This window comes from Streptomyces sp. NBC_01508 (assembly GCF_045040315.1).
Lineage (GTDB): Bacteria > Actinomycetota > Actinomycetes > Streptomycetales > Streptomycetaceae > Streptomyces.
In genome coordinates this window covers 7,232,595-7,252,413 of the sequence record NZ_CP109419.1, presented here as the reverse complement: position 1 = coordinate 7,252,413, position 19,819 = coordinate 7,232,595, and the positions used below count along the sequence as shown (strand labels likewise).

The window sequence follows — 19,819 nt, the reverse complement described above, 5'->3', positions numbered from 1 at the left end:
TGGAAGGTCGGACGGTTTCCGGACGGTGTCAGCGTACGTCCGCGGCCCCGTCGACCGCGCCGAGCCGCTCGCCACGGGCGATCCGCACTCCGCGTGCCCAGTCGGCCGCGCGCATGGGCTTCTTGCCCTGCGGCTGGACCCAGAGCAGTTCGACGGCGTACGAGCCGGTGCCGACATGTACGGAGTTCTTGCCGACGGCCGGTTCCCCGGGGGCCAGATCGGTGCGGTCGGCCGTCGGCGAGAGCTGGACCAGCTTGAGGCGTTCGCCGCGGAAGACGGTCCAGGCGCCGGGCGCGGGGGTGCAGCCGCGGACGACACGGTCGACGCGCAGCGCGGGCGCCGACCAGTCGACCCGGGCGTCCTCGACGGTGAGTTTGGGGGCGAGCGAGATGCCTTCGGCGGGCTGCGGTACGGCCTTGAGCGTGCCGTCCTCGATACCGTCCATGGTCGCGGCGAGCAGCCCGGCACCGGCGAAGGCGAGCCGGGTCAGCAGGTCGCCGCTGGTGTCGGTGGGCCGTACGTCCTCGGTGATCACGCCGTACACCGGTCCCGAGTCCAGCCCTTCCTCGATGAGGAAGGTGGCGGCGCCGGTCGTGCCGTCACCGGCCATGACCGCGTGCTGCACGGGGGCGGCGCCGCGCCACGCGGGCAGCAGCGAGAAGTGCAGATTCACCCAGCCGTGCGCCGGGATATCGAGCGCGACGCGGGGCAGCAGCGCCCCGTAGGCGACGACGGGGCAGCAGTCGGGCGCGATCTCCCGCAGCCGGGTCAGGAAGGCTTCGTCGCGGGGCCTGGCGGGCCGCAGGATCTCGATGCCGGCCTCTTCGGCACGCTGCGCGACGGGGCTGGCGACGAGCCTGCGGCCCCGGCCCGAGGGTGCGTCGGGGCGGGTGACGACGGCGGCGACCTCGTGCCGGTCGGAGGCGATCAGTGCGTCCAGGGCTGGTACGGCGACCTCGGGGGTGCCTGCGAAGACGAGCTTCACTGCGGGACTTCCTCGCTCTCTCGTGCGGCTTCCGATCCGTCGCGGCCGGGCGGGCGGCGGGCACCGGCGCGGCCGATGACGGACAGCGCACCAGTCTATGGGCCGGGACGGCAGGGGGCGTACGGGAGCCCGCGCGCCCCGCGCATATGCGCATACGCCCCCGCAGCGTGACCACAACGGCGGGTGGCGCGTTGTCAAGGGAGATTGACCCCAATCGGGCCGCCCGGTGCGGCCCGATCCGTTTCAACGCCGGTTCGAGAGGCTTGTTCATGGCCGACCACGCAACCCACGACGCACAAGCCCGGGCAAATCTGCACCTGTTGGTGCGGGACATCGAGCGCGTCCGCCGGCAGGTGGACGCACTGCGCACTCTCACAGCCCAGTTGGGCAACGTCTACCGCCCGCGCCGCTCAGGCCCCTCGACGGGCTTCGTCGTCTACGGCCGGGCGCCAGCCCCGACCGTCCGTCTCGCGCAGGAACTGCGGGACAGTGTCGAGAGCCTGGTGACGGCGGCCGTGGACTTCGATCGCTCGCTGGGCTTCTCGTGGGACGCGGTCGGCTCGGCGCTCGGTGTCACCAAGCAGGCGGTGCACCGCCGTTACGGCACGAGGCGCGCGGCCCAGCAGGCCGCCGCCGCGGAGGGCGACCGTCCGCAGGAAGCCGCGCAGCCACGCACGCTGGGCGGCCCCGTGCCGGGTGTCCCGGCCGTACCCGCCGTACCGGCGGCCCGGTCGATGCCACCGCAGCCGACGGTGGCCGCGCAGCCGCTCCGCGAGGAGGCGCGCCCGGGGGCGTTCCCGGGGCCGCGCAACGGCTGACGAGGCGAGTCGTGGCCCCCGCCGGACGGGGGCCACGGGTACGGGCCGTCCGACGCGCGGGGACGGGGCGGCCCGCGCTGCGCCCGGCAACGCGGCGGGCGGCCCGTCAGCCGATGTCGGGGGGATCGATCCGGATACGCACCGGGTCGCCGCCGCCCCGGGCCAGCCGGCCCGCCTGGGCCGCCTTCAGGGCCGCCGCCAGTGCGGCACCGCTGCCCGGCGGCACCCGCAGCAGCGCGCGCTCCCACACCTCGCCCGGCGGCGCGTCACCGGGCCTGCGGGGCCGGGCCGGGTCCGTGACCGGCAGCGGGACGGGGCCCAGCACCTCGGCGTCGGGCGGCAGTTCGGCGGCGGCCAGGAACGCGGTCACCGCGTCGGGCCCGCCGGTCACCGCCGCCATCCGGGACACCGGCGGAAAACCCAGCTCCGCCCGCTCCGCCAGCTCACGCTGGGCGTGGCCCACGGGGTCCCACCGCACGAGGGCCTGCACGGGCCGCAGCGTCGGCTCCGCCACGACCACGACCGTGCCGCCGTCGCCCTGCCCCCGGACCAGCGACGCGGCGTGCAGCCAGCGCCGTAGCGCCTCCTCCCCCGCCCGCAGGTCGGGCCGGCCGAGCATCGCCCAGCCGTCGAGGAGCAGCGCCGCCGCGTAGCCGCCTTCGGCGACGGGCTCGGCACCGGGCGTGCTCACCACCAGCGCGGGGCGGCCGGGCACCGTGTCGAGGATGTGGTCGCGGCCCGACGTGCGCACCGGGACCGCCGGGAACGCCCGGCCCAGCTCCTCCGCCGTACGCCGCGCCCCCACGACGCTGGCGCGCAGCCGCGTGCCGCCGCACTCCGCGCAGCGCCAGGCGGGCTCGCCGCGTCCGCACCACGCGCAGTGCAACTCCCGCTGCTCGGGCGCCTCCAGGGGACCCGCGCAGTGGCGGCAGCGGGCGGGCGTACGGCAGCGCTCGCACCCGAGCCGGGGCACATAGCCGCGCCGGGGCACCTGCACCAGGACCGGGCCGGTCTTCAGTCCGTCCCTGACGGCCTGCCAGGCCAGGCTCGGCAGCCGGGCCGCGCGGGCGGCCCCGTCGCGCGCCAGCTCACCGTCCCCGACCGTCCGCACCAGGGGCGCGGCCGTACGCAACCGCTCCCGGTCGGCCGTCATGGGCAACGCCCAGCCCGTCTCGACCAGTTGGGCCGCCTCGACGGTGCAGCCCGTACTGCCCAGCAGGAAGGCGCACTTGTCGTGCGCGGCGCGCAGCAGCAGAACCTCGCGGGCGTGCGGCAGCGGCGCGTGCTGCTCGCTGTGGCTGGAGTCGCCGTCGTCCCAGATGGCGACGAGCCCGAGATCCCGTACGGGGGCGAACATGGCCGCGCGGGTCCCCACGACGGCCCGCACCGCGCCGCGCCGGACGGCGAGCCACTGGCCGTACCGCTTCTGCGGACCCGCCTCGGCGGTGAGCAGCGCGTGGTGTCCCTCGCCGAGCAGGGCGGTGAGCGCGGTGTCGACGCGCGCCGCGGCCCGGCCGTCCGGGACGACGACGAGCGCCCCGCGCCCCGACGCGAGCGTCGCCCCGACGGCCCGCGCCAGCTCGTCCGCCCAGTGGGGGCCGGGCAGCGCGGTCCACACGGCGCGCGGGGCGCCGCCGTCGGCGAGCGCGTCCAGGAAGGCCGCGCCCCGCGCGTACCGCTCCCAGGTGGCCGTCCGGGGTCTGCCCGGCGCGGGCAGCGGGTCGGGCGACGGCTTGGCCTCCGCTCGCGCGTTCCTCGGCGGCACCGCCAGTTGCAGTACGTCGGCGAGACTGCCCGCGTAACGGTCGGCGACGGCCCGCGCGAGCCCCAGCAGCTCGGCGCTGAGCACCGGCTCCGGCGACACCACCCCGGCCAGCGCGGCGAGCGGCCCCGCGTAGTCCGACTCGGCCCGCCGCTCGACGACGAACCCGTCGATCAGCCGCCCGCCCTCGCGCCGCCCACCCCGCACCTGATGCGCCCCGGCCCCGAATCGCACCCGCACCCGCACCCCCGGCTGCGCGGCCTCGGCCAGCTCCTCGGGCACGGCGTAGTCGAAGAACTGGTCAAGATGCAGCACCCCCTTGTTCACCACGACCCGCGCGACGGGCAACTCCCCCGCCAGCGGCGCCCCCCGCCACGTCCGCGGCTTCGCCCGGGGCACCTTGGCGGCCCGCACGGTCTCCCGAATGAGCGCGAGCTGCTCCGGCCCACCGTCCCCGGCGGACTCCTCGGGCTGCTCGTCGTCGCTGCTCACAGCCAAATTCTTACCAGACACCACTGACACCCGGCTGCGGACCGAGCGCCCCGGGATCTTGGTGCCGACCGGCGCGGCGGGCGAGCCGGCCGGTGCCGATCCCTCCGGTCCGACAGCCTGATTGACTGTGCGGCGTGGCTGAGATGATCAACCTTCCCGACCCGGAGACCGATTGGGCGCCCGCGACGTCCCCGCAGACCGAGGGAGGCAATCCGGCATGGCAGTGCTCGATGTTCCGGGCGGCGACCGAGCCGCTGATCTCGCTGGCGTTGCTGGCGGTGGAGCTGGACGCGGTGGCCCGGCGGCTGAGGTTGACGGTCGAGGAGTCGTGGGACGGGCACGGAGCCGTGCGTGCCGCGTTCTTCACGCTCGGTGGGACGGACTTCGTCGTCACCGGTCACGAGGGTGACCCGCCGGGGACATACGTCTGGGTGAGGAGGTCCGGACCTGTCGATCCGGCGGCACGCATGGCGGTGCTCCTCAGGGCGCTCGGTGTGGGAACGGAGGCGGTGACGTACTCCACCTGGGGTGTCGGCACGGACCTGTCCCGGCTGCCGGCCGCCTGGACACGGCCCCGGAGCAGGCCGGTCGAGTCGCACCAGAGGTTCTGGGAGGGCTTCAGGACACGCACGGGCATGTATCTCGGTCGCGTCACCTACGAGGCGGTGGCGGCCTACCTCGACGGTTACGACCATGCCTGCGGCGGCGCGCTGTTGACCGGACTGCGGGAGTGGCTCGCGGACACGCATGGGGCCGGCCGCAATCTCGTCTGGTCCGCCCAGGTCGTCCAAATCACCTTCCCCGAGGGCCGTCCGGAGAGTCCGTGGTCACCGGACGAGCAACGGCAGGCCGTCGACGGGCTCTTCACCCTGGTGGAGGAGTTCTTCCAGCACCTCGCGGACGGCAACGTCCCCGCCCCGTCGGCCGGTTGACGTATATCGACGGGGCGGACCCCGGACACCGGTGGTGTCCGGGGTCCGCCCCGTCGATATACGCGCCGAACGCCTTACAGACCGGCCGCCGCGCGCAGTGCGTCCACGCGGTCCGTGCGTTCCCAGGTGAAGTCCGGCTCCTCGCGGCCGAAGTGGCCGTACGCCGCCGTCTGGGCGTAGATCGGGCGGAGCAGGTCCAGGTCGCGGATGATCGCGGCCGGGCGGAGGTCGAAGACCGTGGCGATGGCCTGCTCGATCTTCTCGACGTCGACCGAGGCCGTGCCGAAGGTCTCGACGAACAGGCCCACCGGCTCGGCCTTGCCGATCGCGTACGCGACCTGGACCTCGCAGCGCGAGGCGAGGCCGGAGGCCACCACGTTCTTCGCGACCCAGCGCATCGCGTAGGCCGCCGAGCGGTCCACCTTGGACGGGTCCTTGCCGGAGAAGGCGCCGCCGCCGTGCCGGGCCATGCCGCCGTACGTATCGATGATGATCTTGCGGCCGGTGAGGCCGGCGTCACCCATGGGGCCGCCGATCTCGAAGCGGCCGGTGGGATTGACCAGCAGGCGGTAGCCCTCGGTCTCCAGCTTGATGCCGTCTTCGAGGAGCTGCTTGATCACGTGCTCGACGACGAACTCGCGGATGTCGGGCGCCAGGAGCGAGTCCAGGTCGATGTCCGACGCGTGCTGCGAGGAGACGACGACCGTGTCGAGACGGACGGCCTTGTCGCCGTCGTACTCGATGGTGACCTGGGTCTTGCCGTCGGGGCGCAGGTACGGGATGGTCCCGTTCTTGCGGACCTCGGAGAGCCGGCTGGAGAGCCGGTGGGCGAGGTGGATCGGGAGCGGCATCAGCTCGGGCGTCTCGTCGCAGGCGTAGCCGAACATCAGGCCCTGGTCGCCGGCGCCCTGCTTGTCGAGCTCGTCGTCCTCGCCGCCGACCCGCTTCTCGTAAGCGGTGTCGACGCCCTGGGCGATGTCGGGGGACTGCGCGCCGATGGACACCGAGACGCCGCAGGAGGCGCCGTCGAAGCCCTTCTTCGACGAGTCGTAGCCGATTTCGAGGATCTTGTCCCGGACGAGCTTGGCGATGGGCGCGTAGGCCTTGGTGGTCACCTCACCGGCCACATGCACCAGGCCGGTTGTGATCAGGGTCTCGACGGCCACCCGGGAGGTGGGGTCCTCCCGCAGGAGTGCGTCGAGAATGGTGTCGCTGATCTGGTCAGCGATCTTGTCAGGGTGACCTTCGGTCACGGACTCCGAAGTGAACAGACGGCGCGACACATCGCTCCCTGGGGTTGCAGCGGCTGCTGGCTAGATCCTTGGCGGAACGACCGGGGAGCTGCGCCCCGCGACGTTCCTCTGCCAGTTTATCCGGCCGACGGCTCGGAAGGTCCAGACGTCTCGGACTGTGGGAGTGGAGTTAGGGGTGTCACTCCGTCCTGCGATACGACGATCACCCCCCGTCCGGACCAGGAACACCGGGTTTGCGCTGTTTTTGTCCACCCGGGAGGGCGAATGAAGAATTAACTTCCCGTTCGTCTAAGCGGAGCCGAGTGCGGGTACGACCAGGTCCCAGACGGTGTCGGCGAGCGCTTCTTTGGGGCCGTACGGCACCGGTGTCTCGCCGCCGTCCGCGGCGAGGATCACCGCTTCGCTCTCCTCGGCGCCGAAGGTCTTGCGCTCCCCCACCTCGTTGACGACCAGCAGGTCGCAGCCCTTGCGGCGCAGTTTCGCGCGGCCGTTGGCGAGCACGTCGTCCGTCTCGGCGGCGAATCCGACGATCACCTGTCCGGGCCTGGCGCGCGCCGCGCCGATCTCCGCGAGGATGTCCGGGTTGCGGACCAGCACGATCGGCGCCGGCTCCTCGCCGTCCTTCTTCTTGATCTTGCCTTCGGCGTAGGAGGCGGGGCGGAAATCGGCCACGGCAGCGGCCATGACCACGGCGTCGGCGTCGGCCGCCGCCTTCAGCACCGCCTCGCGCAGTTGTACGGCGGTGCCGACGCGCACCACGTCGACGCCGGCCGGGTCCGGCAGTCCGGTGTTGGCCTCGATGAGGGTGACGCGGGCGCCGCGAGCCGCCGCCGTACGGGCCAGGGCGTATCCCTGCTTGCCCGAGGAGCGGTTGCCGAGGAAGCGCACGGGGTCGAGCGGTTCGCGTGTCCCACCGGCGGAGACGACGACATGCCGCCCGGCGAGGTCGGGCGCGGTCACGCCGCGCGCCAGCACCCGGCGGCAGGCCTCGAAGATCGCGTCGGGGTCGGGCAGCCGCCCCTTGCCGGTGTCGACTCCGGTGAGGCGGCCGACCGCGGGCTCGATGACGACGGCTCCGCGCTCGCGCAGGGTCGCGACGTTCGCCCGGGTGGCGGGGTGCTCCCACATCTCGGTGTGCATGGCCGGGGCGAAGACCACCGGGCAGCGGGCGGTGAGGAGCGTGTTGGTCAGCAGGTCGTCGGCCATGCCCTGGGCGGCCTTGGCCAGCAGGTCGGCGGTGGCCGGGGCGACGACGACGAGGTCGGCGGACTGGCCGATGCGCACGTGCGGCACCTCGTGGACGTCCGACCAGACCTCCGTGGAGACGGGGTGGCCGGAGAGCGCGGACCAGGTCGCGGCGCCGACGAAGTGCAGGGCGGACGCGGTCGGCACGACCCGTACGTCATGGCCCGACTCGGTGAGGCGGCGCAGCAGCTCGCACGCCTTGTACGCGGCGATCCCGCCGCTCACCCCCAGGACGACCTTGGGCCTGCCGCCCGTCTTCCCCGGCTGCCCCGTCTGCCCCGTCTGCCCCGACCGCTCCGCCTGGTCCACCGTGTCTCCCGCGTTCGGATGGATACGTCTCCCCTATGACACACCACAGGCCCGGCAGTCACGCTGCCGGGCCTGTGGAAAAGAGAACTGTCGCCGTTACTGCGCCGGGCCGTCGATGGCCTCGGACGTCAGCAGACCCGCGTTGATCTCGCGCAGCGCGATCGAGAGCGGCTTCTCGTGCACGTGCGTGTCCACCAGCGGACCGACGTACTCAAGGAGGCCCTCGCCGAGCTGCGAGTAGTACGCGTTGATCTGACGCGCCCGCTTGGCCGCGTAGATCACGAGGCTGTACTTCGAGTCCGTGGCCTCGAGCAGCTCGTCGATCGGCGGGTTGATGATGCCCTCGGGCGTGGAAATGGAAGAGGACACTCTCTTGCCTTCCGAAGATAAATCAGGGAAATACAGGAAATACCGGGTGCTACCGACGGCTGCGCGAAAGCAGACAGAGGTCAGGCAACTGCCATCAAGGCTAGCAGCTCGCGCGCCACGTCCTCGACGGAGGTGTTCACCAGGCTGATGTCGAACTCCGACTCGGCGGCCAGCTCCACCTTCGCGGCCACCAGCCGGCGCTCGATCACCTCGGGTGACTCGGTGCCCCGGCCGGTCAGCCGGCGGACCAGCTCGTCCCAGCTCGGCGGGGCCAGGAAGACCAGCCGCGAGTCCGGCATCGAGTCCTTGACCTGCCGCGCGCCCTGGAGATCGATCTCCAGGAGCACGGGCTCACCCGCCTCCAGGCGTTCGAGCACCGCGCGACGCGGCGTGCCGTAGCGGTTGCCCGCGAACTCCGCCCATTCCAGCAGCTCGCCGTTGGCGACCAGCTTGTCGAACTCCTCGTCGGTGACGAAGAAGTACTGGACGCCGTGGCGTTCACCGGGACGCGGTTTTCTGGTGGTGGCCGACACCGAGAGCCATACCTCGGGGTGGACCTTGCGCATATGCGCGACGACCGTGCTCTTGCCGACCCCCGAGGGGCCGGAGAGCACGGTCAGCCGCGGACGTACCTCTGGTGCCATGCACCGATTATCCAGGTTCCCGGGAGTGCCCGGGAACGTCAGGCGGGACCGCCGCCGAACTCGCGTTCAAGCGACGCGATCTGGTTGGAGCCGAGACCCCGGACACGGCGGCTCTCGGAGATGCCGAGTCGCTCCATGAGCTGCTTGGCGCGCACCTTGCCCACGCCGGGCAGGGATTCAAGGAGGGCGGAGACCTTCATCTTTCCGATGACGTCGTTCTCCTGGCCCGACTTGATGACCTCGTGGAGGGAGGCGCCGGAGTGCTTGAGTCGATTCTTGACCTCGGCCCGCTCCCGGCGAGCCGCGGCGGCCTTTTCGAGCGCGGCTGCGCGCTGTTCAGGGGTAAGGGGCGGAAGAGCCACGCCTACGTCACCTCGGATGTCGAACTGTCGGATACGGACCGGTGAGGAACTGGTTCGCCCCACACCAGGTGAGCAACGAGCGAAGGTTCCACGCGTTGACTCTCGACGGAGACTAGCGGTGAAGACCGCTCTCGTCAGCGAGAACAGCCGAAAAGTCCTGGTCAGCATCGCTCGACCGGGACATATCCGGCAAAACAACCCGCTTTTCTTTCTGGATCCGCGCTCGATCCGCGTCAGCGCGCTCCGTGAGCGTCCCCGACCGCCGTCCGGACCTCGTCGCTGAACCGCTCCGCCGCCGCACGCAGGGCGTAAACATCCGGACCATGACGGAGTACTCCCCGGCTGACGCTCGGCACCACATTGCCGACGGCCGCGCCGAACACCCCGGGAAGATCCGCGGGGGTCGCGCCCTGCGCCCCGATGCCGGGGGCGAGGAGCGGGCCGTTGATCGCGAGATCCACCCCGGTCTCACCCAGGGTCGCCCCGACGACGGCCCCGACCGAACCGAGCGGCGTCGCACCGGCGTTCTCCTGTGCCGCGTGGTCGAGCATCACCTGCGCGACCGGGACACCACCTTCGGTGGTGGCCCGCTGGACCTCGGCGCCCTCCGGGTTGGAGGTGAGCGCGAGCACGAAGAGACCGGCCCCACTGACGCGCGCCGCGTCCAGGGCGGGGCGCAGCGAGCCGAAGCCGAGGTACGGCGAGACCGTGACGGCGTCCGAGAAGAGCGGGCTGTCCTGGTCGAGGTACGTCGCCGCGTACGCGGCCATGGTGGAGCCGATGTCGCCGCGCTTGGCGTCCATCAGGACGAGCGCTCCGGCGGCCCGCGCCTCGGCGACCGCCTGCTCCAGGACGGCGACACCGCGCGAACCGAACCGCTCGAAGAACGCCGACTGCGGCTTCAGCACGGCGACTTGGCCGGCCAGCGCATCGACGACCGTCCGGGTGAAGGCCGTCAGGCCCGCGACGTCGTCGCTCAGGCCCCAGGCGTGCAGCAGCGAGGCGTGGGGGTCGATGCCGACGCAGAGCGGCCCCCGGGTGTCCATGGCGCGGCGCAGGCGCGCCCCGAAGGGCTCGGGCTCCGTGTCCGCGCCGACGGCACCGACGACTGCGGCGTTCATGCGTGCACCTTCCTGGTGTCGGCGCCGACGGCCTCGGCGAGAGTCGCGTACTCGCTGGTGGCCAGCCGCGCGGCGAGCCCCTTGTGGATGGAGCGGCTCCAGAACGGGCCCTGATAGATGAAGGCGCTGTAGCCCTGGACGAGCGTCGCGCCCGCCAGGATCCGCTGCCAGGCGTCCTCGGCGTTCTCGATGCCTCCCACGCCGACCAGGGTGATCCGGTCGCCCACACGCCCGTACAGCCGCCTCAGGACCGCCAGCGAGCGCGCCTTCAGGGGTGCTCCGGACAGTCCGCCGGCCTCGGCGAGCAGCGAGGGGGCCGTCTTCAGGCCGAGACCGTGGCGCGCGACGGTGGTGTTGGTGGCGATGATGCCGTCCAGGCCCAGCTCCACGGCCAGGTCGGCGACGGCGTCGATGTCCTCGTCGGCGAGGTCGGGGGCGATCTTGACCAGCAGCGGGACCCGACGGCCCGTCACGACCCGGTCGGCGGCCTCGCGTACGGCGGTCAGCAGCGGGCGCAGCTGGTCGACGGCCTGGAGGTCGCGCAGGCCGGGGGTGTTCGGCGACGAGACGTTGACGACGAGGTAGTCCGCGTGGGCGGCCAGGCGCTCGGTCGACGTCACGTAGTCGCCGATCGCCCCGTCGTCCGTCACGGCCTTGGTCTTGCCGATGTTGACGCCGACCGTCGTACGGAAGATCGCGCGGCGGGTGGCCAGCCGCAGGGCGACGGTGGCCGATCCGTCGTTGTTGAAGCCCATGCGGTTGATCAGCGCCCGGTCGGCGGGCAGGCGGAACAGGCGCTGGGGCGGGTTGCCCGGCTGCGGCTGCCCGGTGACCGTGCCGATCTCGACGTGGTCGAAGCCGAGCATGGTCATGCCGTCGACGGCGACGGCGTTCTTGTCGAAGCCGGCGGCGAGACCGAAGGGGCCGTGCATCCGCAGCCCGAAGGCCTCGGTGCGCAGCTCCTCGTAACGAGGAGCGAGCGCCGCGGCGACGAAGGTGCGCAGCACCGGGACGCGGACGACGCACCGGATCCAGCGGAAGGCCAGGTGGTGCGCCTGCTCCGGGTCCATCCGTCGGAAGAGGAGCTGGAAGAGGAGTCGGTACATGGAGGTGGGCTCTCCTAGGGCGTGTGGCGAAAGTGGCGCCGTCCGCCCGAAGGGCGGGGCCGACGGCGTCCGGTGCGTGCGACCGCAAGGCGGATGATCGGCGTTGTGGATGGCCCGGCCGTACTCGGATGCCTTCGAGAACGCTGTCAACGCGGCGAGGGCGCGTGCCGGACCCCGCTCCCTGATCCGGCCTGATCCAAACGAAAGACCCTAGTCCTCGCGGGCGGCGATGAGGTGCTGGGCGTGCTCCTGGAGTGAACGGACGCCGACGTCGCCGCGGTTGAGGGCGTCGATGCCCTGGACGGCCGCCGCGAGCGCCTGCACCGTGGTCAGGCAGGGGACGCCGCGCGCCACGGCGGCGGTGCGGATCTCGTAGCCGTCGAGCCGGCCTCCGGTGCCGTACGGGGTGTTGACGATGAGGTCGACCTCGCCGTCGTGGATGAGCTGGACGATGGTCCTCTCGCCGTTCGGTCCGGTGCCCTCGAACTGTTTGCGTACGACCGTGGCTTTGATGCCGTTGCGGCGCAGGACCTCGGCGGTGCCGGAGGTGGCGAACAGTTCGAAGCCGTGCGCGACCAGTTCACGCGCCGGGAAGATCATCGAGCGCTTGTCGCGGTTGGCGACGGAGATGAAGGCGCGGCCCTTCGTGGGAAGCGGACCGTACGCCCCCGCCTGCGACTTGGCGTACGCCGTGCCGAAGACGGAGTCGATGCCCATGACCTCGCCGGTGGAGCGCATCTCCGGGCCGAGGACGGTGTCGACGCCGCGCCCGTGGATGTCGCGGAAGCGCGACCACGGCAGCACGGCCTCCTTGACGGAGATCGGCGCGTCCATGGGCAGGGTGCCGCCGTCGCCGTTCGCCGGCAGCAGGCCCTCCGTACGGAGGTCGGCGATCGTGGCGCCCAGGGAGATCCGGGCGGCGGCCTTGGCCAGCGGCACGGCGGTGGCCTTGGAGGTGAAGGGCACGGTGCGCGACGCGCGGGGGTTGGCCTCCAGGACGTAGAGGATGTCCCCGGCCAGCGCGAACTGGATGTTGATCAGGCCGCGGACGCCGACTCCACGCGCGATGGCCTCGGTGGAGGCGCGCAGCCGCTTGATGTCGAAACCGCCAAGGGTGATCGGGGGCAGCGCGCAAGCCGAGTCGCCGGAGTGGATGCCTGCTTCCTCGATGTGCTCCATGACGCCGCCGAGGTACAGCTCCGTGCCGTCGTAGAGCGCGTCGACGTCGATCTCGATGGCGTCGTCCAGGAAGCGGTCCACCAGGACGGGGCGGGTGGGGCTGATCTCGGTGGACTCGGCGATGTACGAGGAGAGCCTGGTCTCGTCGTACACGATCTCCATGCCGCGTCCGCCGAGGACGTACGAAGGCCGGACGAGGACCGGGTAGCCGATCTCGTCCGCGATCGCCTTGGCCTCGTCGAAGGTGGTGGCCGTGCCGTGCTTGGGCGCGGGCAGGCCCGCCTCGGCGAGGACGCGGCCGAAGGCACCGCGGTCCTCTGCGGCGTGGATCGCCTCCGGGGGCGTGCCGACGACGGGGACGCCGTTGTCCTTGAGCGCCTGGGCGAGGCCGAGCGGTGTCTGGCCGCCGAGCTGGACGATGACGCCCGCGACGGGACCGGCCAGGGTCTCCGCGTGGACGATCTCCAGGACGTCCTCCAGGGTCAGCGGCTCGAAGTAGAGCCGGTCGGAGGTGTCGTAGTCGGTGGAGACGGTCTCCGGGTTGCAGTTGACCATCACGGTCTCGTACCCGGCGTCGCTGAGCGCGAAGGACGCGTGCACGCAGGAGTAGTCGAACTCGATGCCCTGGCCGATGCGGTTGGGGCCGGAGCCGAGGATGATCACGGCGGGCTTCTCGCGCGGCGCGACCTCGTTCTCCTCGTCGTAGGAGGAGTAGAAGTACGGGGTCCTGGCGGCGAATTCGGCGGCGCAGGTGTCGACCGTCTTGTAGACGGGGCGCACGCCGAGCGCGTGCCGTACCTCGCGTACGACGTCCTCGCGCAGCCCCCGGATCTCGGCGATCTGGGCGTCGGAGAAGCCGTGGCGCTTGGCTTCGGCGAGGAGTTCGGGGTCGAGCCGGCCGGCGGCGGCCAGCTCGTCCGCGTACTCCTTGATCAGGAAGAGCTGGTCCACGAACCACGGGTCGATCTTCGTCGCGTCGAAGACCTCCTCCGGGGTGGCGCCGGCGCGGATCGCCCGCATGACGGTGTTGATCCGGCCGTCGGTGGGGACCTTCGCCAGTTCCAGCAACTCGGCCTTGGTACCGAGGTCACCGGGATCGCCGCTGAAGGAGAACTGGCTGCCCGTCTTCTCCAGCGAGCGCAGCGCCTTCTGCAGCGCCTCGGTGAAGTTACGGCCGATGGCCATGGCCTCGCCCACGGACTTCATGGTGGTGGTGAGGGTGGCGTCGGCGGCGGGGAACTTCTCGAAGGCGAAGCGCGGGACCTTCACCACGACGTAGTCGAGGGTCGGCTCGAAGGACGCCGGGGTCTTCTCGGTGATGTCGTTGGGGATCTCGTCCAGCGTGTAGCCGACGGCGAGGCGCGCGGCGATCTTGGCGATCGGGAAGCCGGTGGCCTTGGAGGCGAGCGCGGAGGAGCGCGAGACGCGGGGGTTCATCTCGATGACGATGATCCGGCCGTCGGCCGGGTCGACCGCGAACTGGATGTTGCAGCCGCCGGTGTCGACGCCGACCTCGCGGATGATCGCGATGCCGATGTCGCGCAGCCGCTGGTACTCGCGGTCGGTGAGGGTCATCGCGGGCGCGACGGTGATGGAGTCGCCGGTGTGGACGCCCATCGGGTCGAAGTTCTCGATGGAGCAGACGACCACGACGTTGTCGTTCCGGTCGCGCATCAGCTCCAGTTCGTACTCCTTCCAGCCGAGGATGGACTCCTCCAGGAGCACCTCGGTGGTCGGCGAGAGCATCAGGCCCTGTCCGGCGATCCGGCGCAGCTCGTCCTCGTCGTGGGCGAAGCCGGAGCCGGCGCCGCCCATGGTGAAGGAGGGGCGTACGACGACGGGGTAGCCGCCCAGCTCATCGACGCCCGCAAGGATGTCGTCCATGGTGTGGCAGATGACGGAGCGGGCGGACTCGCCGTATCCGATCTTCGCCTTGACGGCTTCGACGACGCCCTTGAAGAGGTCGCGGTCCTCGCCCTTGTTGATGGCCTCGACGTTGGCGCCGATCAGCTCGACGCCGTACCTCTCCAGGACGCCGTTGTCGTGCATGGAGATCGCGGTGTTGAGCGCGGTCTGGCCGCCGAGGGTGGGCAGCAGCGCGTCGGGGCGCTCCTTGGCGATGATCTTCTCGACGAACTCGGGGGTGATCGGCTCGACGTAGGTGGCGTCGGCGATCTCCGGGTCGGTCATGATCGTGGCCGGGTTGGAGTTGACGAGGATGACGCGCAGGCCCTCGGCCTTGAGGACGCGGCAGGCCTGGGTTCCCGAGTAGTCGAACTCGGCCGCCTGGCCGATCACGATCGGACCGGAGCCGATGACCAGGACGGACCGGATGTCGGAGCGCTTAGGCATGCTGGCCCTCCATGAGGACGGTGTTCATCAGAGACGTGAAGCGGTCGAAGAGGTATGCGGCATCGTGCGGGCCGGCCGCCGCCTCGGGGTGGTACTGGACGCTGAAGACCGGCCGGTCGAGCAGCCTGAGCCCTTCGACCACGTTGTCGTTGAGACAGACGTGGGAGACCTCGGCGCGGCCGTAGGGGGTGTCGGTGATCTGGTCGAGCGGGGCGTCGACGGCGAACCCGTGGTTGTGCGCGGTGACTTCGACCTTACCGGTGGAACGATCCTGCACCGGCTGGTTGATGCCGCGGTGCCCGTACTTGAGCTTGTACGTGCCGAAGCCCAGCGCACGGCCCAGGAGTTGGTTGCCGAAACAGATGCCGAAGAGCGGTGTGCCGCGCTCCAGTACGCCCTTGATCACGGTCAGGTCGGCGGTGGCGGGGTCGCCGGGCCCGTTGGACAGGAACACGCCGTCGGGCGCGACCGCGTACACGTCGTCCACCGTGGCGGTGGCGGGCAGGACGTGCACCTCGATCCCGCGCTCGGCCATCCGCCGGGGGGTCATGCCCTTGATACCGAGGTCGATGGCGGCGACGGTGAACCGCTTGGTGCCGACGGCCGGGATGACATACGGCTCGGTGGTGGCGACCTCGGCGGAGAGGTTCGCGCCCTTCATCGCGGGCGCCTCCCGCACACGTGCGGTCAGCGTCGCGTCGTCGTTGAGGGCGCCGTCGGCGAGCGCGTCGCCGGAGAAGATGCCGACGCGCATCGCGCCGCGCTCGCGCAGATGGCGGGTGAGCGCGCGGGTGTCGACCCCGCTGATGCCGACGATGCCCTGCCGGACCAGTTCCTCGTCCAGGGAGCGCCGGGAGCGCCAGTTGGACGGGAGGCGGGCGGGGTCGCGTACGACGTAGCCGGCGACCCAGATCCGGGCGGACTCGTCGTCCTCGTCGTTGACGCCGGTGTTGCCGATGTGCGGGGCGGTCATGACGACGACCTGGCGGTGGTACGAGGGGTCGGTGAGGGTTTCCTGGTAGCCGGTCATGCCGGTGGAGAACACCGCCTCGCCGAAGGTCTCCCCCACGGCCCCGTAGGCACGGCCGCGGAAGCTCCGGCCGTCCTCCAGGACGAGTACGGCGGGAGCTTTGGCGGCTCCCCGGGTGGAGAGGGTCATCGTGCGGTGCCTTCCGTCGTGAATGGTGCGTCGTTGGTCGCGGCGGCCGACGCGTCGGTGGTCGGCGCCTCGGTGGTCGGCGCGGCGTTCGTGGCCGTCGCCTGGTTCATGAGGTTGACCGCGTCGACCCAGGCGGTGTGCTCCGCCGCGCGGTCGGAGCGGAAGCCGGAGTCGAGCAGCCGGTCGCCGTGCTGCCAGGTGAGGATCAGCAGCCCGCCCTCGGCGAGGACCTTGCCGGCGATGCCCTTGTCGAGCCGGGCGGCGCGCAGTCGGCCCGCCGGGACGAGGAAGTCGGTGGCCCCGGGTCGTACGACGGCCACGCCCGCGTCGGTGAGCGTCAGCTCCACCCGGCTGCGGACGCCCAGGCCGTGCGCGACGATCCGGTCCAGCCACTGACCGGCGGTCGTGGAGCCGTGGTACCTGCCGCTGAGCCGCAGCGTCACGTCCCCTTCGGGGACGGCCGTCCCGGGGATCGCCGGCAGCTCCGGCAGATCGGCCTGGAGGCTTCCGCGCCACTTCCAGCCCTGGCGCATCAGCCAGTACACGAAGGCGATGAACACAAGCAGACCCACCACCCAGCCGATGCGGGCGGCCCAGTCGGTCACGTCGGCCGACTTCTGCTCGGCGGCGATATTGATCAGTACAGCGCTCACGCAAGAATCCCGTCGACGACCGTGGCACGGCCCCGCAGGAAGGTGTGGGTGACGCGTCCCGGCAGCTCACGGCCCTGGTAGGGGGTGTTACGGCTGCGGGAGGCGAAGCCCGCGGGGTCCACCACTCCACGGTAAGCGGGATCGACGAGCGTGAGGTTGGCGGGCTCACCTGCCGAGACGGGACGGCCGTGACCGGTGAGCCGGCCGATCTGCGCGGGCCGCACCGACATGCGGTCGGCGACGCCCGCCCAGTCGATGAGACCGGTGTCGACCATCGTCTGCTGGACGACGGACAGCGCGGTCTCCAGACCGACCATGCCCATGGCCGCCGCCGCCCACTCGCAGTCCTTGTCCTCGTGCGGGTGCGGCGCGTGGTCGGTGGCGACGCAGTCGATCGTGCCGTCCGCCAGGGCCTCGCGCAGCGCCAGGACGTCGGCCTCGGTGCGCAGCGGCGGGTTCACCTTGTAGACGGGGTTGTAGGACCGTACGAGCTCGTCCGTCAGCAGCAGGTGGTGCGGGGTGACCTCGGCGGTGACGTTCCAGCCCTTCGACTTGGCCCACCGCACGATCTCGACCGAGCCGGCCGTGGAGAGATGGCAGATGTGGACGCGGGAGCCGACGTGGGCGGCCAGCAGCACGTCGCGGGCGATGATCGACTCCTCGGCGACGGCGGGCCAGCCGCCGAGCCCCAGCTCCGACGAGACGATGCCCTCGTTCATCTGGGCGCCCTCGGTGAGCCGGGGCTCCTGGGCGTGCTGGGCGACGACACCGTCGAACGCCTTCACGTACTCCAGTGCCCGGCGCATGATCACCGCGTCGTCCACGCACTTGCCGTCGTCGGAGAAGACCCGCACACCGGCGGCCGATTCGTGCATGGCGCCGAGTTCGGCGAGCTGCTTGCCCTCCAGGCCGACGGTGACGGCGCCGACGGGCTGTACGTCGCAGTAGCCGGACTCCCGGCCGAGCCGCCAGACCTGCTCGACCACGCCGGCGGTGTCGGCGACGGGGAAGGTGTTGGCCATGGCGTGTACGGCGGTGAAGCCGCCGACCGCCGCCGCCCTGGTGCCGGTGAGGACGGTCTCGGAGTCCTCGCGGCCGGGCTCGCGCAGATGGGTGTGCAGGTCGACCAGGCCGGGCAGCAGGATCTGCCCCGCCGCCTCCACGACGGTGGCGTCGCCCGCGTCGATGCCCGTGGCCACCCGCTCGACGACCGCGCCGTCGATGAGGACGTCGCTCACTTCGCCGCCGAGCACCTTGGCGCCACGGATCAGGATCTTGCTCATGGTTACTTGCTCTCCTCGGTGGCGGACGCCGGGCGGGAATGGGTGACGGCGGGTTCGTTGCCGCCCAGAAGCAGATACAGGACGGCCATGCGGGTCGAGACGCCGTTGGCGACCTGTTCGACGGCCGTGCAGCGGTCGGAGTCGGCGACCTCGGCGGTGATCTCCATGCCGCGGTTCATCGGGCCGGGGTGCATCACGATCGAGTTCCCGGGCATCCGGGCCATCCGCTCGCCGTCGAGCCCGTAGCGCCGTGAGTACTCGCGCTCGGTGGGGAAGAACGCGGCGTTCATCCGCTCGCGCTGGACGCGCAGCATCATCACGGCGTCGGACTTGGGCAGCACCCGGTCCAGGTCGTACGACACCTCGCACGGCCACTCCTCGACGCCGATCGGCACCAGGGTCGGCGGGGCGACGAGTGTGACCCGCGCGCCGAGCGTGTGCAGCAGCAGGACGTTGGAACGGGCGACGCGGCTGTGCAGGATGTCGCCGACGATCGTGATGCGGCGGCCTTCGAGGTCCCGGCCGATGCCCGTGTCGGCGCCGACCAGCCTGCGGCGCATGGTGAAGGCGTCGAGCAGCGCCTGGGTGGGATGTTCGTGCGTGCCGTCACCCGCGTTGATGACGGCGCCGTCGATCCAGCCGGAGTTGGCGAGCCGGTAGGGGGCGCCCGACGCGCCGTGCCGGATGACGACGGCGTCGGCGCCCATGGCCTCCAGCGTCAGCGCGGTGTCCTTGAGCGACTCTCCTTTGGAGACCGACGAGCCCTTGGCCGAGAAGTTGATGACGTCGGCGGACAGGCGCTTGGCGGCGGCCTCGAAGGAGATCCGGGTGCGGGTCGAGTCCTCGAAGAAGAGGTTGACGACGGTGCGGCCGCGCAGCGTCGGCAGCTTCTTGATGGGCCGGTCGGCGACCCTGGCCATCTCCTCGGCGGTGTCGAGGATCAGCACGGCGTCGTCGCGGGTGAGGTCGGCGGCGGAGATGAGATGGCCGGGGGTGCGGGGGCTTGCCCCGGTGAGGCGCAGCATCGGGTGTGCTCCGTTGTGTGGAGGCGGTTCTGGGTTCCCGGGTCTCCCCGGGCTGGCGTGGCGGCTTCGGGGCGCGCCGACGCGCGGCCGTGTGCGGGCCTGTGGCGTACGGAGGGCCGGACGACGGCCCGCTACTGCTCGCCGGCCGGGGCGGGCTTCCTCAGGCCCAGCAGCACGGTGTCACGGCCGTCCTCCTCGGCGAGCTGGACCTTGACCGTCTCGCGCAGCGACGTGGGGAGGTTCTTGCCCACGTAGTCGGCGCGGATGGGCAGTTCGCGGTGGCCCCGGTCGACGAGGACGGCGAGCTGGACGGCGCGTGGCCGGCCGATGTCGCCGAGCGCGTCGAGGGCGGCGCGGATCGTGCGGCCGGAGAAGAGCACGTCGTCCACGAGGACGACGAGCCGCCCGTCGACCCCGTCGGGCGGGATCTCGGTACGGGCCAGCGCGCGGGCGGGCCGCATGCGCAGGTCGTCGCGGTACATGGTGATGTCGAGGGATCCGACCGGGATGCTGCCGCCGGTGATCTCTTCGAGCTTGTCCGCCAGCCGTCGGCCCAGGAAGACGCCACGGGTGGGGATGCCGAGCAGAACCACGTCGTCGGCGCCCTTGGCACGTTCGACGATCTCGTGGGCGATACGGGTCAGTGCCCGTGCGATGTCGGGTGCCTCCAGCACGGGGCGGGCGACATCAGAGCTGTGCGTGTCCATAAGAAACGGACCTCCTTCTCCGCCTCACGGGACGGACGTTAAAGGACGTCGGATTTGCGCCGT

The 19,819-nt window shown here is 71.6% G+C and carries 17 protein-coding genes; 2 read left to right on the top strand and 15 right to left on the bottom strand.

Annotated elements, in window-relative coordinates; translation table 11 throughout:
- Window positions 1–28: 28 nt before the first annotated feature.
- Entirely contained in the window at window positions 29–985 is a 957-nt protein-coding gene (gene fmt / locus OG700_RS33515; protein ID WP_405620191.1) for a methionyl-tRNA formyltransferase, read from the bottom strand.
- A 269-nt stretch (window positions 986–1,254) separates the two neighbouring features.
- Between fmt and OG700_RS33510 the strand changes: the two genes are divergently transcribed.
- Window positions 1,255–1,803: a hypothetical protein gene (locus OG700_RS33510; protein ID WP_405620189.1), complete on the top strand. Its 549-nt coding sequence runs from the start codon at window positions 1,255–1,257 to the stop codon at window positions 1,801–1,803.
- A gap of 106 nt (window positions 1,804–1,909) precedes the next feature.
- On the opposite strand, the gene OG700_RS33505 is transcribed toward OG700_RS33510, so the two are convergent.
- Window positions 1,910–4,057 carry a primosomal protein N' gene (locus OG700_RS33505; protein WP_405620187.1) on the bottom strand — a complete coding sequence of 716 codons (2,148 nt, stop codon included), beginning with the start codon at window positions 4,055–4,057 and terminating at the stop codon, window positions 1,910–1,912.
- A gap of 134 nt (window positions 4,058–4,191) precedes the next feature.
- Between OG700_RS33505 and OG700_RS33500 the strand changes: the two genes are divergently transcribed.
- Window positions 4,192–4,989: a hypothetical protein gene (locus OG700_RS33500; protein ID WP_405620185.1), complete on the top strand. Its 798-nt coding sequence runs from the start codon at window positions 4,192–4,194 to the stop codon at window positions 4,987–4,989.
- A 74-nt stretch (window positions 4,990–5,063) separates the two neighbouring features.
- On the opposite strand, the gene metK is transcribed toward OG700_RS33500, so the two are convergent.
- From metK to pyrR, 13 genes are all read right to left on the bottom strand, one after another.
- Window positions 5,064–6,272: a methionine adenosyltransferase gene (gene metK, locus OG700_RS33495; RefSeq protein ID WP_405620183.1), complete on the bottom strand. Its 1,209-nt coding sequence runs from the start codon at window positions 6,270–6,272 to the stop codon at window positions 5,064–5,066.
- Between the two features lie 258 nt (window positions 6,273–6,530).
- On the bottom strand, window positions 6,531–7,718 hold the full coding sequence (coaBC, locus tag OG700_RS33490) for a bifunctional phosphopantothenoylcysteine decarboxylase/phosphopantothenate--cysteine ligase CoaBC (protein ID WP_405622173.1): 1,188 nt from the start codon (window positions 7,716–7,718) through the stop codon (window positions 6,531–6,533).
- 174 nt (window positions 7,719–7,892) lie between these two features.
- Window positions 7,893–8,165 (bottom strand): DNA-directed RNA polymerase subunit omega, encoded by a 273-nt coding sequence (rpoZ, locus tag OG700_RS33485; protein WP_023542989.1) that lies wholly within the window; start codon window positions 8,163–8,165, stop codon window positions 7,893–7,895.
- Between the two features lie 80 nt (window positions 8,166–8,245).
- Complete coding sequence (gene gmk, locus OG700_RS33480; RefSeq protein WP_405620180.1) at window positions 8,246–8,809, bottom strand: guanylate kinase; 564 nt, start codon at window positions 8,807–8,809, stop codon at window positions 8,246–8,248.
- 38 nt (window positions 8,810–8,847) lie between these two features.
- Window positions 8,848–9,171 carry an integration host factor gene (locus tag OG700_RS33475; RefSeq protein ID WP_405620178.1) on the bottom strand — a complete coding sequence of 108 codons (324 nt, stop codon included), beginning with the start codon at window positions 9,169–9,171 and terminating at the stop codon, window positions 8,848–8,850.
- A 233-nt stretch (window positions 9,172–9,404) separates the two neighbouring features.
- On the bottom strand, window positions 9,405–10,292 hold the full coding sequence (gene pyrF / locus OG700_RS33470) for an orotidine-5'-phosphate decarboxylase (protein ID WP_405620176.1): 888 nt from the start codon (window positions 10,290–10,292) through the stop codon (window positions 9,405–9,407).
- Complete coding sequence (locus tag OG700_RS33465; RefSeq protein WP_405620174.1) at window positions 10,289–11,398, bottom strand: quinone-dependent dihydroorotate dehydrogenase; 1,110 nt, start codon at window positions 11,396–11,398, stop codon at window positions 10,289–10,291. Before OG700_RS33465 ends, pyrF begins: the two co-directional genes overlap by 4 nt.
- Window positions 11,399–11,608: 210 nt before the next feature.
- Window positions 11,609–14,929 (bottom strand): carbamoyl-phosphate synthase large subunit, encoded by a 3,321-nt coding sequence (gene carB / locus OG700_RS33460; protein ID WP_405620172.1) that lies wholly within the window; start codon window positions 14,927–14,929, stop codon window positions 11,609–11,611.
- Window positions 14,922–16,088 carry a glutamine-hydrolyzing carbamoyl-phosphate synthase small subunit gene (gene carA, locus OG700_RS33455; RefSeq protein ID WP_405620170.1) on the bottom strand — a complete coding sequence of 389 codons (1,167 nt, stop codon included), beginning with the start codon at window positions 16,086–16,088 and terminating at the stop codon, window positions 14,922–14,924. Before carA ends, carB begins: the two co-directional genes overlap by 8 nt.
- Complete coding sequence (locus OG700_RS33450) at window positions 16,085–16,741, bottom strand: hypothetical protein (RefSeq protein ID WP_405620168.1); 657 nt, start codon at window positions 16,739–16,741, stop codon at window positions 16,085–16,087. The genes carA and OG700_RS33450 overlap by 4 nt, the downstream gene beginning before the upstream one ends.
- The gene (locus OG700_RS33445; protein WP_405620166.1) at window positions 16,738–18,024 is read right to left on the bottom strand and encodes a dihydroorotase; all 1,287 of its coding nucleotides are present in this window, start codon (window positions 18,022–18,024) and stop codon (window positions 16,738–16,740) included. Before OG700_RS33445 ends, OG700_RS33450 begins: the two co-directional genes overlap by 4 nt.
- 2 nt (window positions 18,025–18,026) lie before the next feature.
- Entirely contained in the window at window positions 18,027–19,049 is a 1,023-nt protein-coding gene (locus OG700_RS33440; protein WP_405620164.1) for an aspartate carbamoyltransferase catalytic subunit, read from the bottom strand.
- Window positions 19,050–19,180: 131 nt separating this feature from the next.
- The gene (pyrR, locus tag OG700_RS33435; RefSeq protein ID WP_405620162.1) at window positions 19,181–19,756 is read right to left on the bottom strand and encodes a bifunctional pyr operon transcriptional regulator/uracil phosphoribosyltransferase PyrR; all 576 of its coding nucleotides are present in this window, start codon (window positions 19,754–19,756) and stop codon (window positions 19,181–19,183) included.
- Window positions 19,757–19,819 lie beyond the last annotated feature (63 nt).

Bases quoted from the DNA above. Each gene is read 5' to 3' on its own strand.
- OG700_RS33510 (WP_405620189.1), top strand. From the start codon at position 1,255: ATGGCCGACCACGCAACCCACGACGCACAAGCCCGGGCAAATCTGCAC.
- gmk (WP_405620180.1), bottom strand. From the start codon at position 8,809: ATGGCACCAGAGGTACGTCCGCGGCTGACCGTGCTCTCCGGCCCCTCG.
- pyrF (WP_405620176.1), bottom strand. From the start codon at position 10,292: ATGAACGCCGCAGTCGTCGGTGCCGTCGGCGCGGACACGGAGCCCGAG.
- OG700_RS33465 (WP_405620174.1), bottom strand. From the start codon at position 11,398: ATGTACCGACTCCTCTTCCAGCTCCTCTTCCGACGGATGGACCCGGAG.
- carB (WP_405620172.1), bottom strand. From the start codon at position 14,929: ATGCCTAAGCGCTCCGACATCCGGTCCGTCCTGGTCATCGGCTCCGGT.
- carA (WP_405620170.1), bottom strand. From the start codon at position 16,088: ATGACCCTCTCCACCCGGGGAGCCGCCAAAGCTCCCGCCGTACTCGTC.
- OG700_RS33445 (WP_405620166.1), bottom strand. From the start codon at position 18,024: ATGAGCAAGATCCTGATCCGTGGCGCCAAGGTGCTCGGCGGCGAAGTG.
- OG700_RS33440 (WP_405620164.1), bottom strand. From the start codon at position 19,049: ATGCTGCGCCTCACCGGGGCAAGCCCCCGCACCCCCGGCCATCTCATC.
- pyrR (WP_405620162.1), bottom strand. From the start codon at position 19,756: ATGGACACGCACAGCTCTGATGTCGCCCGCCCCGTGCTGGAGGCACCC.